At 42.0% G+C, this 17,196-nt stretch carries 12 protein-coding genes and 1 pseudogene; 6 read left to right on the top strand and 7 right to left on the bottom strand.

What is annotated here, in order from left to right; all coding sequences use genetic code 11:
- Positions 1–285: 285 nt before the first annotated feature.
- The 5 genes from KIK04_RS19300 to KIK04_RS19280 are packed head-to-tail and all read right to left on the bottom strand — an operon-like array spanning position 286 to position 9,171.
- The gene (locus tag KIK04_RS19300; RefSeq protein WP_232275212.1) at positions 286–1,695 is read right to left on the bottom strand and encodes a TIGR02679 domain-containing protein; all 1,410 of its coding nucleotides are present in this window, start codon (positions 1,693–1,695) and stop codon (positions 286–288) included.
- A gap of 9 nt (positions 1,696–1,704) precedes the next feature.
- Positions 1,705–5,814 (bottom strand): TIGR02680 family protein, encoded by a 4,110-nt coding sequence (locus KIK04_RS19295; protein ID WP_232275211.1) that lies wholly within the window; start codon positions 5,812–5,814, stop codon positions 1,705–1,707.
- Positions 5,815–5,825: 11 nt separating this feature from the next.
- A complete protein-coding gene (locus KIK04_RS19290) occupies positions 5,826–7,052 on the bottom strand; it encodes a TIGR02678 family protein (protein WP_232275210.1) in 1,227 nt (408 codons plus the stop codon).
- Between the two features lie 30 nt (positions 7,053–7,082).
- Entirely contained in the window at positions 7,083–8,618 is a 1,536-nt protein-coding gene (locus KIK04_RS19285; protein WP_232275209.1) for a TIGR02677 family protein, read from the bottom strand.
- Positions 8,619–8,664: 46 nt separating this feature from the next.
- Positions 8,665–9,171, bottom strand: a complete 507-nt coding sequence (locus tag KIK04_RS19280; protein WP_232278818.1) for a nucleotide-binding protein — start codon at positions 9,169–9,171, stop codon at positions 8,665–8,667.
- A gap of 88 nt (positions 9,172–9,259) precedes the next feature.
- Here KIK04_RS19280 and KIK04_RS19275 point away from each other — a divergent pair, with 88 nt between their 5' ends.
- From KIK04_RS19275 to KIK04_RS19255, 5 genes and pseudogenes are all read left to right on the top strand, one after another.
- Positions 9,260–9,706: a transposase-like zinc-binding domain-containing protein gene (locus tag KIK04_RS19275; protein ID WP_442951183.1), complete on the top strand. Its 447-nt coding sequence runs from the start codon at positions 9,260–9,262 to the stop codon at positions 9,704–9,706.
- A 532-nt stretch (positions 9,707–10,238) separates the two neighbouring features.
- A pseudogene (locus tag KIK04_RS24335) lies at positions 10,239–10,953 on the top strand (ABC transporter ATP-binding protein); the annotation flags it as partial.
- Positions 10,954–11,371: 418 nt separating this feature from the next.
- A complete protein-coding gene (locus KIK04_RS19265) occupies positions 11,372–12,895 on the top strand; it encodes an ABC transporter permease/substrate-binding protein (protein ID WP_232275207.1) in 1,524 nt (507 codons plus the stop codon).
- Between the two features lie 237 nt (positions 12,896–13,132).
- Positions 13,133–13,312 (top strand): hypothetical protein, encoded by a 180-nt coding sequence (locus KIK04_RS19260; protein WP_232275206.1) that lies wholly within the window; start codon positions 13,133–13,135, stop codon positions 13,310–13,312.
- Positions 13,313–13,517: 205 nt separating this feature from the next.
- Complete coding sequence (locus KIK04_RS19255; RefSeq protein ID WP_232275205.1) at positions 13,518–13,706, top strand: hypothetical protein; 189 nt, start codon at positions 13,518–13,520, stop codon at positions 13,704–13,706.
- On the opposite strand, the gene KIK04_RS19250 is transcribed toward KIK04_RS19255, so the two are convergent.
- Both KIK04_RS19250 and KIK04_RS19245 read right to left on the bottom strand, forming a co-directional pair.
- On the bottom strand, positions 13,703–14,500 hold the full coding sequence (locus tag KIK04_RS19250) for a class I SAM-dependent methyltransferase (protein WP_232275204.1): 798 nt from the start codon (positions 14,498–14,500) through the stop codon (positions 13,703–13,705). The genes KIK04_RS19255 and KIK04_RS19250 overlap by 4 nt on opposite strands.
- A gap of 192 nt (positions 14,501–14,692) precedes the next feature.
- The gene (locus KIK04_RS19245; protein WP_232275203.1) at positions 14,693–16,006 is read right to left on the bottom strand and encodes a sigma 54-interacting transcriptional regulator; all 1,314 of its coding nucleotides are present in this window, start codon (positions 16,004–16,006) and stop codon (positions 14,693–14,695) included.
- A gap of 217 nt (positions 16,007–16,223) precedes the next feature.
- On the opposite strand from KIK04_RS19245, the gene KIK04_RS19240 reads away from it, so the two are divergent.
- A complete protein-coding gene (locus tag KIK04_RS19240) occupies positions 16,224–17,144 on the top strand; it encodes a proline dehydrogenase family protein (protein WP_232275202.1) in 921 nt (306 codons plus the stop codon).
- Positions 17,145–17,196: the final 52 nt, after the last annotated feature.

Genomic DNA, 17,196 nt, shown 5'->3' with positions numbered 1-17,196 from the left:
AAATTAAAACAAAAAAGCCGAGCCTACACTACCGACTCGACTCGCTTTTCAAATGCTTCTAAACTCTGCGACTAACCTCTTATTGAAATATGCGCACATGTTATTTAACAGTATTGGTTTACCTAGCCTTTTGAGATTACAAAGACCGCTAGGATATCGGGTAAGTGACTTCGCTTCCTCTTGATGAGCCCGTTAAAGCTCTGTTTAGCGACTGATTTTGTAGTGTACCACTCACTGTATTGGATGTTTGCTTTAGTCCCTCGATGCCAATAGCTGTAGAATCAATTAAATCACTTCACGTATGACCTTAATCCAATCTTCTGTCAACTCTTTACCAAACGATTCCTGATAAACTTTGGCTCCAATCTGTACCATCTCTTTTTCCAAACGACCTTCACTTTTTTCAAGGAATTTCAATTCCTCGTCTGATAAAGGTTTACTTTTTGGAGTAACATACTTACGGTATATAAAAGGATCCATTCGCCAGGCATAAAATTGTGCTGAGAATTGATTTCTCATTCCGTATAACATTTGTATACCTGGGAAATCAAGATCGCCGGAGTAGTAAATAATGCAATCCGGATTTGAAGCAAGGCATTTTTCGATAAAAACTTTCGAAGCCGTTCTTGATTGCCCAATGGTACAAAGAAGGACTGGAAAATCTAACGGAAGTTGCTGTAGAGAAAGTCTATTTGTGTTGAGATAGTTAATAGTTTCATCTACGAGATGAGATATCGTAGATGGATTCTCAATAATATATATTGAAGAATACTTTGGAAGCTGTTCAATTTCCTCAATCTCTCGCAAATTTAAGGTACGAGGAGATGTACCGTTTATCAGATGGGGGACGAAAACGTGCGAAATAGAACTTAGATCATCATCCCTAACATCAAAGTTCCTATAAATTTGACGCTCAAACAAATAATTGGGAACGACTGTTATATCGTTTTTCCCGACTCCATTCAGCTTTAATCTCTGGATATGTATGTCATAAAGAGCATGCCACACTAATCTTCCTACTGCGTTTTTTTTATCAAAGGCATGTGAATCCTTCGTAACATGTTCTGCAAAGTAAGGTAATCTTATTTTCCCAGTAGATATACCCTTTTCTTTAAGCATTTCCTCTTTTCTCATAAGTAGATGCCATAAGGCACTTAAACAAATAAGCAGATCGGAGTACGCACTAGCACCTTTATCAAAAACATTTCTTAATACCCCGTAACCTTTAGATTCTGCATTCTTCAATCTATAGAACCAGTTAAATGTCTTGTGAGTAAACTCTTCAAGATCTGTTGTAGAAAGTTTGAATTTATTAATAAAACCTTGCTCAACTTGAACGAAAAGATCGGACCAACCCGTTAATTTCAAGTTTTTTTGTTCACGTTTTGTGAGCAATTGCTTGCTATATAACACTTCATATAATTCGGGAATTGATAATCCATATCCCTGCTCTAATTCTTCAGCAAAAATCGTCAAATGTACTTCAACTTCTGCCCCTGGAACAATCAATTGCTTAACACGATTTCCAAAATAGTCCTGCAACCTTTCAGCCTCAGCCTGTGTTTGTACTATAAAACGAGCGTTTCCCCTTACACCATTTTGTCCCTTGTATTTGTTAAACACTGCAAACAGCAAATTTTCAAGTAAATGGTCTGAGTAATATCCCTGAGCTGTTTTACGATTCAAGAGTTCCATATTTCACCTCTAATTGACTAATACTTTACTTTCTCCATCCCAGCGGTAATGGAACAAAGTAACGAAATCTGTATCTTTGGGCCTATAAATCTCATAGATGGCCAGACTCGGCACGGTATCGTAACAGCCCCATAATACTTGTGATGTCATGATATAATCGAAACCCATATCAGTCAGTAAATGAAACATGTCTCGCATATTAGCATCGTCTACACCCGCAAATGCTTCATCTAACGAAATTATTTTGGGTGCATCTAAATTTGCCTCGCTATACCTTGAGTACGTAGCTGCAAATAGAGGGATATACATCGCCATGGCCTTCTCACCACCACTAAGAACATTAAACTTGTGATCACATAGTTCCGTATAGGTAGTTCTATCCCCTTTAATATGTTCCAGCTTGAACTCGAACCAGGAGCGATAATCCAACTGTGAGTAGATATAGCTACGTAACACACCATCTTCTCTCTGGGAATCTTGCTTTGCTTGTAGGATCCTTGTCCGAAAATGAGTGATGACCTGTTCTATCTGTTCATCATCCATCCGGTGTTGATCCCTCATTAATAGACTGACCAATGTTTCAGTGTCTAGCTCATCTTCATTATTACGACTTAAAGGAAGCCACTTTAATGAAAGCTTTAAACCACTCGATGTATTTCTTTGCTTCATCAATTCATCCATTTGTTCAACCCAAGCTTTGGCACGGTGAATTCGTCTACGAATTGCTTTACCCACACTTCCAATGATGATTTCCTCATAAAGTTCGCGATCTTTGGCAGTTAGCAGGATCTGATGCTCCTCCATTTGTTGAGTTAACTCATTTAATAATATCGTTGGAGAAACGGGATTTAAGCGATCTCTTTTAGAGAGTATGATAGCTCGGCTTGCGCTAGCCTCTCCAAAGTCCAGATCAATTGCGTACTCTTGCAAATTTGCTTTTGATTTATGAAATTCCCTTGTCAACTCATGCCCTATCCGCTCTTGAGTAACATTAGCGAAAAATTTGGTGTCTTCTTTTGCAACTTGCTCACAATATGTCACTACGTCTTCTAAAGAAACTCCATTCGTAATGGGCTCAATTAACTTTCTTGATAATGGTAATAAGCCCAGACGTATTTCCTTTCTCCATTTTTCAAGTGAATTATTGAGTAGTTCTTGGCTATCATTCACCTTTTCATTGCAATTTTCGAGATTTCCTTCTGCTTTACCAAGTTGAATGTTTTGCTGTTCTTTTTGCTCCTGTAACTTAGATATTTCTATGGATAACAATCCTTTTTCATTTTTGTGGTCCGTGATCCGTCTATGAATATCCTCAATTCCCATCGCTTTAACGATCTCACTAAGCACGTTGACTTGTGCTGTCAGTTTCACTTTATGAATTTCCAGTTCCTCTAAATCTGTCTGATCATCCTCCACTGAGATGAGTAAGCTGGTATATTGATTTGTCTGGTTAGCCTTGATTTTTAACGTACTATGATATTGCCCCCATTGGGAATGCAAATCCGAGATATAGCCTTGATAGGTGGAACAATATTCGATTGCTTCGTTGATCTGTGGCTCATTTTTCAGTCGAGACCAATCCGCTGTTTGTTCCATTAGTTTTACCTGTACCGCTCTCCAGTCTGATACTTTTATCTTGTAACGTCCCTCTACTTTTTGTTCTTGCTCCATTGAATGTTCCAGCCGAATTGTCGCTTTCAATACCAATTCCAGTTGATTTTGCAGTTCAATATCATGGGGGAATGCATTTATTTCAAGAACCATGTTTTGTTGATTAATAGATAGCACATGAAGTTGCTGGTCAATGTTCTCCAACTGTTCATTTAAAAGCTGTATTTTTTCTTCCAGCTTGGTTATTTCCAATTGCTTTGTGTGTAAACGATTCGCCGCTCCAATAAATTCAGCTCGTCGTTTTGAGTTGTTTTTTCCGGATAAAGGCCCAATACTGAAATTCCCTGTCTTTGTGATTAACGCTCCAAATGCTCCACTGCAGCTTGTAAATGAATCGCTCTCTTCCTTATAGCCTATACAATTCAGCACACCATTGATATCTTCGACTGATAAACCACTTTTTTCCGAAGGAATCGCGTGGAGAACCGAGCTGAGCGTCTTCCCCTTATCTAGACTCGAAGGTTGAATTTGAAACCAGACTTCTTCCTTATTATGCTGTTCAAATATCCCTACTTGTCCCCCAGGCAAAATCCACGCATCCAACAGCCCTGCCTGGTATAATGTTTCTTCCAGTTGCGCTTGCTGACTTTCGCTCAAAGTTTCACTAAAATCACATACTGTATACAAAGGTGCCCCTGTGCCCGCTTTTCTCTCTTGCCGAGAAAAATTTCTGCTTTCCGTTCTTTGAGGCTCTGGTTCCTTGGCCATTTTCCATTCATGCAGTTCCTGTTCCAGTTTGAGATGTTCATTTTGAACACCCTCTTTTTTTTGGTTCAATACGGCTATTTGCTGCATATATGACTCTTTTTGCTGCTCGTAGGCTTGGACAACTGGCTGCCGTACAGGATCATACAGACGATTATTAATATTTATTAGTGTTAGAGCACGTAGACTCTCTCTCAGGTGCTCTCCTTGCGCAGGCAAGTGTTGCAATCTCTGATACCAGGCAACTAACTCCTCTCGAATATATTCTTTAATCGTTTCCAGTTTTTCCTTTTGCTCGTGCTGTTCTTCTTCAGCTTGGTGCCGTTGTTGAAGGATTTCTCCTAGCTGAATTTCCATTTCTTTCGCCGCTCTTGCCGCTTCCCCTTCTTCCCTTGCAGTCTGTTGAGCGGCTACCAGCCGCTTCTTATGAGCATCCAGATCTTTCACCCAATTATTATGCCATTGATTTTCTTCAGGAACACCTCTTCCCCAAATTCCATGATACACATCGTGCTCATTAAATTCGATCATTCGTGCCATGTCTTCCAACTCGCTAATCGTTTTGTTTTGTTCATTTACAATTTGGCTTAACAATTCAGCTAAACTTGAAATTTCCTGCTCTAGTTGTTCCAACTTAATTTGATTGGAAGTAATTCTCTCACTAACTGACTGGATTTGCTTATGAATCCCCGCTAATTGTTCTTCTTGAATTTCCAGTTCTCTTTGTTTCCCCATCGCCTCGCCCTGAATTAAAACCTCTAGCTCAACTTCCACAATGCCAAGACGATGTTCACAATCAATTAATTTCTGAACAATTATATTTTTTTCCGCTGCGATCTCTATTAATTGCTCTTCTATTCGTTTTAATTGACTTGAATTTTTATTGTAAACTTTCCACTGTTGAACAACTTCATTGGATGCTTGATGTAGTAGAAACTGATTGTAGTTGTTGTAGATTTGTTCGAGATGTGAAAGTTCCCGTACGTGTAATTGAAGTTCATCCAGTCGATCAGTAATTTGATCCATATCTTCAAGAACTTCCGATAGTGAGCTTAAATCATCTTCCATAAGGGGTGGAAGCGATTTATTTAAAATTTCATAGATCGACGAAGGTTTTAAATCTTTAGACAACTTGGGACTCCTTAATTCCAATAGTAGCTTTAATAAATCTTTATAGGACTCCGTCTCTCTAAATCCGAATAGTGCCTTATTCACCATTTCACGATATACACTTTGCTCCTGAACAACTTGTCCGCCTGAAGCTATTTTTTCTTCTAAAGCTTTACGATGGAGAGGGAGCTTTTTACCGTCTTCCAGCCATAGATTTCGATCATATAAATAAAAATCTTTACCTACCCTTCTGGAATCATCGAGCAGAAATCCCCAAAATCCAAGCTGTGGTACGCCACGACGAGCCCTAACGCCAATGCCGATCGTCTTAAATAACTTCTTTTCCGGATGATAGAATTCAAGCCAGAGATACCCCGTTCTATCTGTATGACCCTGATTAGTGTCACCTAACAAATAATATTCAAGACGCCGATCACGTGACCCGAATGGATCAAGACGTTCCGGCCTTTTATCCCCGTCCAAGACAAGCGGAATAAAACTTTGCATGGTGACCGATTTACCTGATCCATTAGTTCCACGTAAAATTAATCTGCCTTGCTCAAAAAGGAATTCTTCTTCATCGTAATACCAAAAATTCAGAATTCCAGCCCTGTTCATTTGCCAACGATCCACATCAAGTCCTCCTAATCAGCCTGTTCTGTTGAGCCATACTGAACTTTCCATCTTCCTCCAGCTCCATTTAATACAAAAAACATGTGATCTTCCCAATGTCCGAATCCCCATTCAGTCAAATGATCGCATATTTCTTCAGCCAGAACGGCAGAATTCATCTTTTTATGCTCGGTCGTCCAGAATTCTCCAAAACGTGCTTTTAAATGAATGAGTGCGCGTTCAATTTCATTTTTAGTCAAACGTAAGAAGCCATTCAGCTCAACTTTCATACCTATTTCAGAGTTCGACTCCATACTTCGAATTTCTCCTAACAAAAGCATTGCCATGTCAGACAAAGCAAACTGTGTTGGAAAGGTCTCCGATTCTGACATGCTATTCGTTTCGAACAGAAGAATCCCCTCTCTATAGCGGCTCCCTTCCCAACCAAACATCGTTTTTAAATTTTTAATTAAGAAACTGGCTTCTTGTTGAAGATAGGAAGGATCTCCATACCACTGATGATTAAGTAGTATAGGTTCTAGCAAAAAACGGCGGTACAGTTCATGTCTCCTCTTCATCTCTATTTCATTAGAATCCGTCCCGTAGGGCATCGTTTCTTTTAATTGATTCATATCGGTATAACTGGATAATTCATCAGGGAAACTTCTTAAGATGTAGCGTGAATAACACGTACATTCATACAACACATCATGATGTTCATACTTTAAAGCCCAGTTCGCCTCTTCACCATCTACGGATCGTACGATATTCAAATTTTTCAATTTTCTTAATGCTCTGGCCATGGATAAACGATGGTAATAATTCCCCCAGTTCACGTCCATTCCTTGCTCAACCATGTATTGTCTAATATCAATTACTAACTTGGTTAGCAAAAATTGTTCGCCTTCTGTTTTGTTCTCCAGATACCATAGACTATATGTGAACAAGGCGTAATCTAAGGGTTCGCGGAACTCTTGAAATCCCATCCACGGGAACGCATGCGCCGGGACTTTCTCCAGTTTAATAAAATTTCTATTCATAACGATCGAGTAGCCGGTATAGCGCATAAACCAATCTTTGATTTCAAAATACTGATCTTTAATCCAATAATAAATCTCAGCATTTTTTTCCTTATCAATCCATGGGCGATTCAATAGAGCGCTCATACAGATTTGTTTTCTTTCCTCAATTTCATTGCGATCTGGAAGATTCATTCGTTGTCTCTTAGAACTGAGCTTACCTACTTTAATCTTTACCATGTGTGTATCCTCCGAAATAAATTTCTCTGGTTACAGCTCGTTGAACCAAGCAACTTGGTCAATCCAGGCTTTACGATTAATGACCACGAAATGGAAACGGTAATTCAGAAGTTCAAGTGTGCCATCTTCACAATGTAAAAGCGCACGTTCCTTGTCAGGTGGATGCTTTAACTCGATTTTAATTCCTTCAGAGGTCTGAAATGAAAAAGTAGAAGAAGCGTTACAGCGACTAATCCAACCTAGTAGTTGCAGTCTTGTTGTTTCCTTTATGAGTTCTAATTCCGAAATGGAAATATTCTCAGCATTAACCATATTGATCAAAAATCCCAATTCACTCTTCTGCTTAACCAAGAATTGTTCCCTGAATTTATCTTTTAAGGGGCTATTATCAATGGCTATCTCCGTGTCCTGTCGCTCATTTCTTTTTCTACTTCGTGAACGTATCGTTCGTGAAATTGCTGACTCTTTCCACATCGATATTTCCTTGCTGTCTGACTCCCGCGAATCTTCACCTTGCAGGTGACGGGCTGGAAATAGGCCAAATACATAGGCCGATAATTTATGGGCGGTATCAATATCGGGGATTTCGTAAAACCATTTTCCTAAATAATCAAGATCTTTCTTCCTGCTAATACTAGAACGTTTCTTCTCCTGAATACGGACCGCACTCCGTACTACTTTCACGATGGCATCTTTTGTAGCACGTTCCAGTAACACAGAATCACTAATTGAATTTGGATCACCAAGAAACCACCTGTTTAAACTACTCCATTTTTCCTGAAGTTCATCTAAGTATTGGTCCTTAGTTACTAGTTGCTCTAGTTTGGGGATTCGCCATTCATCGTCGACTACTGCTTCTAAAAATAATTCTCGAACCCCTGCTGTTATCTCATTTAAGTTACCTTCAATTTTATAAGATCGTCTCTGAAGAGCCTGAATGAAATCTTGTAAATAATGAGTAATTGACTCCTTGTACATTAAAAAGGCATCTGTGGCCATTAAATCTTCCACTAATCCCGTCTGAAGACTTGCAATGTAATCCACAGATGTTTCATGTAAGGTTTGAAACGAGTTAAAGAGTGTCTTCCAGTATTCCAAAGCCTTACCAGGTTCATATTTACCTGCATGAAATCTAATGTTAAATAAGGTATCTGCAATCGTGTCAAAAAGAGTTGGCTCCAATGAACCTCCATATCCACGAACAGACTCCAGACTCTCTAGCATTCGTTCGATCTCAATGGAGTACGGGGTGAGAAGATAACGAAATTTTTTACGTAGATACTCTTCGACGGTGACCGCACGTTCCCCATCATGCTGTGCGGTTAGATTACCCCACTCCACTAATTGCGTAAGATCTATTTGACATTGATCCAAGTTGTAATTTTTATGTAAATCCCAGTCCATAACACCTGCATAGATCTGTTCTGGCTTAAGCCAATAATTTAATTTTTGATACTGCTGGTAGATATAGCGCATAATGGCTCGATAGCGTGTAACATTATCTGCGTTTACATATTTTAATTCCGAAATGCCGCGCAATGAATGCAAGTTAGGGATTTTGCTCACATTAACCTCCTGATTCTTTGGAGAGATTTAATCTGCACTTCACTCTTTACTTTCTAGGACTAAGTAATCTAAGCCATGCGAGCAGTTCTCTTTTGGCTCGGTGACTCTTATCCAAATTACAATAGATTACCCCATCTAAATCAGACGGAATTGATGACGAGCCCCTTCTACAAATGATAGTTCGATCAGCACCCAAATGGCCTTTGAATAGACCATATTCATAGAGAACATTAGGCTTTGGATGCCAACTAAACTCGTTGTCGAACATAACGTAATTATCTTCACTGAATATAAGGATTGCGGCATCTACCCGTTTGCAGATGCTTTCCAAGCTCTCGCTCATATGATTGCCAAGAAGAAAGACTCCTGGGGAATTCCATGGAAGTACAACATGTCCTACTTCTTCAATAAGCTCTGCTATCTCTCTTAAATCGTCAAGAGCGTTTGGCGTATTCGCACTTCCGACAAATATCTCCACCATATCAATAAAGCTCCCTCCAAAAGTGTTAATGTTAATTTTACAAGCAACTACATTATTTTTCCATCCCCCCACTTGCTTCAAAAAACTTATACAATTATAATATGGCTATTAAATTTTCAATGTTAAGATGTTCTTTTTCATATCAACAGTTGAGGTGAAAATGATGCATTTTTATGAGGATACAAATCGTTATTTAAAAGTTTGTGACTCTGAACAAAGTTTAAGAGAACTTCGGAAAAATGCGTGGCAGTTTCTTAATCAAGTGGACGAGCAATTAAGTTCACAGTACCCTAGAACAGATAAACCCAGCCTTTGCCCACGATGCCGTAGTAGAAATACAAAAAAGAATGGACAGAAACAGAAAAGATATCGTTGCCTGGATTGTAGCCGCACATATGATATCAACCTAGACAAACCCCACATTTTCCATCACAAACATCACCCAGAAAAAATGCTCAACCTCATTTTTTTGATATATAAAACAAATAAGAGTACAGCTGAAATCCTAGATGAACTTGATTTATCAAGAAACACATACTATAAATGGAAAAAAGAAGTTTTAATCGTTCTTCCTTTTCTTGCACCTTACTTTGTAAAAAGGCATTAAAACCCGCTAACTTCTGATCCTCACCTACATTTTGAGCTGAAAATTCTTTATAATTTTTATCGCTCTTCATTTTTATTTTTATTAAACTTGTTATATTTCGTATATATTTTAAACATAAAAAGAAAATAATGTATTTAAAATCCCATACTACACTATGTATCTCTTTTTCACTTGTTCTTCGTGTACCAATTACTACAAGTACATTTCACATCGACTTTTACTGTTCCCCAAAAAAAGTTGGAGCAAGCTTCAGACACCTTTGATCCTAAACCACTTGTTCGCTCAAACCGTAAAATAAAACCCTGCAAGCTATTAGCGGGCTTACAAGAGCTCCCAACTTCCTTATCAGACCAATCCATCTGGTACGGATCGGCTGTGTTATGCTAGTGAAAAATATGACCTTTGCTATGCTAAACTAATAATTATTTGCACGATTGCGGCCCTATGTTTTGAAAATTCAGGAAACGACAATGATATGGAGAGGATACATATATGATTAGGTGTAAAATAACCGCAAAGAGAGGTGGTTGCCATGATTCGATTTGAAAATGTGAGCAAAACGTATCCTGACGGCACATCGGCCGTGAACAAATTGAATGTATGCATCGAAGCAGGCGAATTTTTTGTACTTATCGGGCCGAGCGGCTGCGGGAAAACGACGACGATGAAAATGATTAACGGATTGATTCAAGCGACTGAAGGGACTATTTATATTCATAACAAAAGCATCTCCGCATACAACGTGCATGAGCTGCGTTGGAATATCGGCTATGTGTTGCAGCAAATTGCGCTGTTCCCTCATATGACTATCGCTGAAAATATTGCGGTTGTACCTGAACTGCGCAAATGGAACAAGCGCAAGATCAGGACGCGCGTGGATGAGCTGCTCGATATGGTCGGTCTCGATCCGGACACGTACCGAGATCGGAAGCCAGCTGAGCTGTCCGGTGGGCAGCAGCAGCGAGTTGGGGTCGTGCGTGCACTTGCGGCCGATCCGGAAATCATTTTAATGGACGAGCCGTTTAGCGCGCTCGATCCGATTAGCCGCGAGCAGCTACAGCGTGATATTGTCCAATTGCAGCAGCGTATTTGCAAGACGATTGTGTTTGTCACGCACGATATGCAAGAAGCGCTCGCTCTTGGGGATCGTATTTGTCTGATGCGAGACGGTGAAATCGTCCAAGTCGATACTCCGCAAGCGATGCTGGCGCATCCAGCAAATGACTTTGTGCGCGAATTTATCGGGGTACAACATGGAGGCGACTTGCATGGCTTACTCGGGGCAAAAAATGTGGATGGATTGCAAGATTTGCGAGAATTGCGAGAGTGGCGAGATTTGCAGCAATTGCGTGATTCACAGGGGCTGCATGGTTTGGACGCGATTCATCAAGAATCGCTAACGGCCAAAGACGTCATGCAGGAAGTAAACAGCGACGCTGTACTCGCCGAGTTGATGCGCGAAGGGCCTGACCGGATTAACGGGATCAACGGGATTGACGGGACGCAGCCCTTGGCCGCTAACTCGTCTATTGCACTCATTTTCAGCCGTCTCGCAAATGAAGATCACATTCTGGTCGAAGACAACGCTGAATTTATCGGTGTAGTGAGTCGTCAAAGTGTTATCGCATATCTTGCTAAGCAAATTGACATGCGGGGTGAAGGGGCATGAACAGCTTATGGCACACATTTATAAGCCGCAAGGATGAACTGCTTAGTGCGCTTATTGAGCATATTCAAATCTCCTTTATCTCGCTGCTGCTTGCTGTAATCATTGCCGTTCCTTTAGCAATATGGTTAACGCGCAAGCCGCGCTGGGCTGAAAGTATTATCGGTGTATCGGCCGTTATGCAGACGATTCCGTCTCTGGCCTTGCTTGGCCTGCTTATTCCGCTTGTTGGCATTGGCAAGCTACCCGCCATCATTGCACTCGTGCTGTACGCGCTGCTGCCTATCCTACGCAATACGTATACGGGTATTGCCGAGCTTGACCCTTCACTCATCGAAGCCGCTCGCGCAATGGGAATGAACAGCCGCAAGCGCCTGCTGCGTGTCGAGCTTCCGCTCGCTTTGCCTGTGATGATGGCCGGCATTCGCACCGCGATGGTGCTCATTATCGGCACAGCAACACTGGCCGCTCTAATTGGCGCGGGCGGGCTCGGCAAGCTCATTTTACTTGGCATTGATCGCAACGATAATGCGCTTATTTTGCTAGGCGCAATACCAACAGCGCTGCTCGTGCTGCTGTTTGATATCATCTTACGCTTAGGCGAACGAATGTCTATCACACGTTCATGGAAACCTGTAGCCGCCGCAGCGTTAGCCGTAGCCTTGGTCATCCTCGTCCCGCTCACGTGGAGCACGGGGAGCAAAGATATCGTAATTGCCGGTAAACTAGGCTCAGAACCAGAAATTATGATTCAAATGTATAAGCAGCTCATTGAACACGAGACAGACTTAAACGTTGAATTGAAGCCCGGCTTCGGCAAAACTTCATTCGTATTTAACGCGCTGCAAGCAGGCGAAATTGATATGTATCCCGAGTTTACAGGAACCGTAATTTCGACTTTTTTGAAGCAACAGGCTGTCAACACCGATGCGAACGATGTGTATGAACAAGCACGCACAGGAATGTTGCATAAGTATCAGATGGCACTGCTTGAGCCGATGCAATTTAACAATACATACGCATTGGCTGTTCCAGCAAACATCGCAGAACAATATGGCTTACGTGCAATATCTGACTTGAAGCAAGTCGCTGCTAACGTTAAAGCGGGCTTTACTTTGGAGTTTTCCGATCGGGAGGATGGCTATAAAGGAATCCAGAAGCGGTACGGCATTACGTTTCCAAACATCGTGACGATGGAACCTAAACTACGCTACAGCGCACTTGCGTCTGGAGATATTCAAGTGCTAGACGCCTACTCGACCGATAGTGAGCTTGCACAATATAAGCTGACCGTATTGGCAGATGATCAAGCGTTGTTCCCACCCTACCAAGGCGCACCATTAGTACGTAAAGAAACGCTTATGAAATATCCTCAACTGGAGGAAGTGCTTAATAAGCTGGCAGGTAAAATTACAGATGACGAAATGCGAACGATGAACTACAAGGTAAATGTAGAAGGCGTAGCTGCGGAACAAGTTGCCGAGCAATTTTTACGTGGTGCGGGGTTACTTCCATCGTTGTAGTTGTACAGGTCGTAGTTGTGCAGCTTGTAGTTGTAGAGGTTGTAAAGCAAAGGATGCTTCTTTTGAAAAAAAGTGTGTGCTTCTTCGGTGCAACAGGGGCATCAAATATTAAAGTTGTGAAGTCATCGTGACGCCAAATGAGTTTGATAAAAAAATAGTAAAAATAATGAAGCCAATCTCCATACTGTGCGTATTGATTCGTATACATATATTTCAATATCATAGGGGAGATACAACATGACTCGTAATCGTAAGCGTAACAATCATTCCAATCGCAACACTAAAGAAATCGTATTAGATGTACTAGGTTATGCTGGCGACTTTATGAAACTTATTTACCGCGGGATTAAAATGATATTTCGTGGCATCAAAATGATATTCCGCTTTTTCGGCAAACTCTTAAATTTATTTGATTAATCACATGATGACGCCACTGCACCGGCAAAAACGATCATATCGTATGTTCCCTCGTGCAGTGGCGTCTTTCCAATTCGTATAACTATTCAGCAGCTCAAAGCTACATGCCATTCTATTCGATGTAAACATGATCGATCTCTTCTTACTTTCGTGCAAACATACGAGTAGATTGCCTAAAGTTGTTATAAGCAAAGGAGAGAATCTCATGCTCAGCTCACACAGTCGCAACAATCGCACCAGTCGCAACAATAAACGTCCTATGAAAGAAAAAGTGATGGATATACTCGGCTATGCGGGTGATTGCATAGAGCTTATTTTTCAAGTTTTCCCACTTATTTTCCGCTTTTTCGGCTTTATTTCTCGTAAAATCATTCGAATTTTCGTCGATTCCTAAATACGCGACGCCGTTGCACGGGCAACAACGATCATATCGTACGCCCCTTGATGCAGCGGCGTCTCTTTCCAATCTGCATAAATATGCAGCAACTCAAAGCCGTTGTTGCGCAGCGTCCGCTCTATTTCTTGCGGATACGTATAGCGAAGATCGATCGTCGCTGAACGCTCTTCGACGAGCTTATCAAGCTCATAAGAACGGCGAATGGTCACATAATGCTGAATTTGCGTCATTTGGTCATATACCATCTTAGTCGATACGTCGCATTTGCGACCCTGCTCATCCGTAATGGTGCGCCAGTAGGCCTCCTCTGCCGGTTGCAGCAATTCTTCATCTGATGGATAACGCGTATCAAAAATAAAGATCCCTTCATCCGTCATTGCTGAACGCACCCCACGCAACAAACGATCTTGAAGTTCATTCGTTAAAAAATGTTGAAACGAGTGCCCAACCGTATAGGCTAAGGAAACAGGTTCGCCTACACTCAATTGTGTGCAATCCTGTTGAAGCCAGCGGACAGCCGCTCCATTTGGCGTTTTGCGCTGCGCTTGCTCCAGCATTCCCTCATGAATATCGATTCCAATCAAAGCATAGCCTGCTTCTACAAATGGCAGTGTCACTCTTCCAGTTCCACATGCCACATCCAAAATAAAACTTTCTGTTCCTGTAATCCCGATTTTCTGAGCCCATTTCCGTAAAAAATCAACTTCTTCTGTCCCTTTGTTCTCCATATCATACAACTGCGGATTCTCATACTCTTCTAAATTATACTCGGCTGTTTTTTCCACGCTCATGCTGTGAATCCCCCTGATTAAATATCCTTTTTATACCTTTTCACACCCTCTAATAGTACCATAATTTTCATGTTATTCAACCGCTGTTTAATAGGTAAATTAAAAAAACAGCACATCCGGTGAAATTAAATTTCAACCGTTTGTGCTGCCCTTAGCTATAAAAAGAAGCTTATATCTTGTCGATTCTTTTATTTACTCCAACCCATACTGCTTCATCTTGTAATAAAGCGCCCCGCGTGAAATGCTCAGCATACGGGCTGCTTTCGCCTTATTGCCGTTGGCCCGCTGCAACGATTCCGCGATTAGCGTTCGCTCCATTTCCTCCGAATGCGCGCTAAGCGGCAGTTCCTGCTCGGTCAACTCCTTGAGCGTCGTCAAGCGTGCATAGGCAGGCAAGTCGCCCGCGTTCACGTTGCGCTTCCCGTGCGTCAGCGCGATGGCATAATCCATCGCGTTGCGCAACTGCGGCAAGTTGCCAGGCCAATCGAATGCGGTGATCGCAGTCAGCGCATCTGCGCTCAAGCTCGGCACAGGTGTGCTCGCACGCTCTGCCGCTTGTGCCAGCAATTGCCGGCATAGCTCCGGCAAATCTTCCTGCCGCTCCCGCAAGGATGGCACATCATGCGTTTGAAACGCATAATAAAGCTCTGCTGACAGCAAACTGTTCAGCTCCAATTCCGCCTGACTCAATACCGTTGAGGCGAATAACTGGCAATCAAGCGCAATAGGCTTCGTTCCACCTACGCGAACATACTCGCGTTCCTGCATGGCACGCGCCAACTTCTCCTGTATCGGATGCGGCAGCACCTGAACATCTTTAATGTACAAGCTGCCACCATGCGCCGTGTCCAGCTTGCCAAGCCGCTCCTCGTCACCCTGAAAGCCGAACAGCTCTGCTTCCAGCAACCCCTCCGGTATCGAGCTGCAATGAAAGCTGACGAAGTTTCCTTCCAATTCGCTTTCATCATGCAGCCATTCCGCAATGGCACGTTTACCTGTGCCAGACTCTCCCGTCAGCAGCAGCGAATAGCCCATTCGATTCATCGACTTCAACCGTTCAATGTCATCTGCTTTGCCAAGCAGCAGCGCATCTGGTAACGCATTTCCAGCAGGCTTACTGTACAGCTCCGCGTTAAGCTTCACGTATTTGGACACATCCCGTTCAATCGAGATTGCACCAATTAATTGCTTCTCTTCATCAAACACAGGCACGGTGTTGATGATCACATGCAGATCAGGACGCGGTTCATGGTACACCGCGTACACGGCATTGCCACTCTCCATAACTTGAAACAGCATGACAGATTCACGTTGAAAAAAGTCGCCAATTTTGCGTCCGACAATTTCCGTCCGTGCCACCCCATACATGTCAGCTGCACTCGTATTCCAATATATAACGAAGCCTTCCGTATCGACAATCGTAATCGCATCGCTCGATGCTTCCATCAAAGGTCCTAAAAAGGCGTTCATTTTCGGTCCAAAATGTTGCTCATTTACGACGTTCACAGCTAATTCCCCATCTCTTTTCTTCGTCTATCGATAGGATTTACGATACTTAAATTATGGCAAACCACTTCATAAATTGCAACGAATTGAATCAAACAATCCTAAAAAATGGTTCAAAAATGTATTTACAACTTCAACCAAGTGTGATTATAATTAATCACAAATATGATTAGTGTTTAATTTTTAGACACATTGCAGCCTAGGGAGAGATTTTGATATGGAAAGTGTGCTTCGAAATGCTTTTTTATTCCTCTCTAAAAATCAATTTGCAAATCGTACAGCGAAAAAGTATGGGCTGCGCTTCGGTGCCCGTAAATTCGTGGCCGGAGAGCAAATTGCGGAAGCGATTTCCGTTGTTAGAGAACTGAACACCCGAGGAATCGTAGCGACGCTCGACCACTTAGGTGAATTTATTTTTACAAAGGAAGAGGCGCTAGAATCAAAGGATTATTGCATTCGTACTTTGGAAGCGATTGCAGCAGGCGGGGTTCAGTCTAACTTATCGTTAAAGTTAACGCAGCTAGGGTTAGATATTTCGTACGATTTATGTCTGGACAATATGCGGCAAATTGTAGCCGCTGCCCAGCGCTTAAACAACTTTGTGCGTATTGATATGGAGGATTATGCGCACAACGAGGCCACCATCAAGCTGTTTCATCAGCTGCGCAGCGAGTACGGCGCAACGGTCGGACTCGTCATTCAGGCGTATTTGTTCAAGAGTGAAGAAGATATGAAACAATTGAACAAGTACAATCCTAATTTCCGGCTCGTAAAAGGAGCCTACAAAGAGTCGCCGATGGTTGCCTTTCCAGATAAAGTCGATGTGGATAACAATTTTATTCGCATTATTGAGCAGCATTTGCTGCAAGGCAATTATGCGGCTGTAGCGACACATGATGATCGCATCATTGAGCATGTCAAAAGGTTCGCCCAGCAGCGCGGCATCCCGAACTCGCAGTTTGAGTTCCAAATGTTGTACGGCATACGCACACATGAGCAGCAATCTTTGGCTGCGCAAGGATATACGATGCGTGTCTATGTGCCCTACGGCAACGATTGGTACGGCTATTTTATGCGCCGTCTGGCCGAACGTCCAGCCAACGTAGCTTTCGTCCTCAAGTCCATGTTTAAGAAATAGCTATTCGCTATTTCTTTCTAAATAAAATAACAATTACACTTTGGGAGGTATT

Origin of the sequence: Paenibacillus sp. 481 (assembly GCF_021223605.1) — a bacterium.
Lineage (GTDB): Bacteria > Bacillota > Bacilli > Paenibacillales > Paenibacillaceae > Paenibacillus_B.
Note: the sequence above shows the minus strand (reverse complement) of the source record. Positions and strands in the feature narration are given on the sequence as shown.

Excerpts from the sequence above, each read along its gene's own strand:
- KIK04_RS19300 (WP_232275212.1), bottom strand. The coding sequence starts at position 1,695 with ATGGAACTCTTGAATCGTAAAACAGCTCAGGGATATTACTCAGACCAT.
- KIK04_RS19290 (WP_232275210.1), bottom strand. The coding sequence starts at position 7,052 with ATGGTAAAGATTAAAGTAGGTAAGCTCAGTTCTAAGAGACAACGAATG.
- KIK04_RS19275 (WP_442951183.1), top strand. The coding sequence starts at position 9,260 with ATGATGCATTTTTATGAGGATACAAATCGTTATTTAAAAGTTTGTGAC.
- KIK04_RS19265 (WP_232275207.1), top strand. The coding sequence starts at position 11,372 with ATGAACAGCTTATGGCACACATTTATAAGCCGCAAGGATGAACTGCTT.
- KIK04_RS19260 (WP_232275206.1), top strand. The coding sequence starts at position 13,133 with ATGACTCGTAATCGTAAGCGTAACAATCATTCCAATCGCAACACTAAA.
- KIK04_RS19255 (WP_232275205.1), top strand. The coding sequence starts at position 13,518 with ATGCTCAGCTCACACAGTCGCAACAATCGCACCAGTCGCAACAATAAA.
- KIK04_RS19250 (WP_232275204.1), bottom strand. The coding sequence starts at position 14,500 with ATGAGCGTGGAAAAAACAGCCGAGTATAATTTAGAAGAGTATGAGAAT.
- KIK04_RS19240 (WP_232275202.1), top strand. The coding sequence starts at position 16,224 with ATGGAAAGTGTGCTTCGAAATGCTTTTTTATTCCTCTCTAAAAATCAA.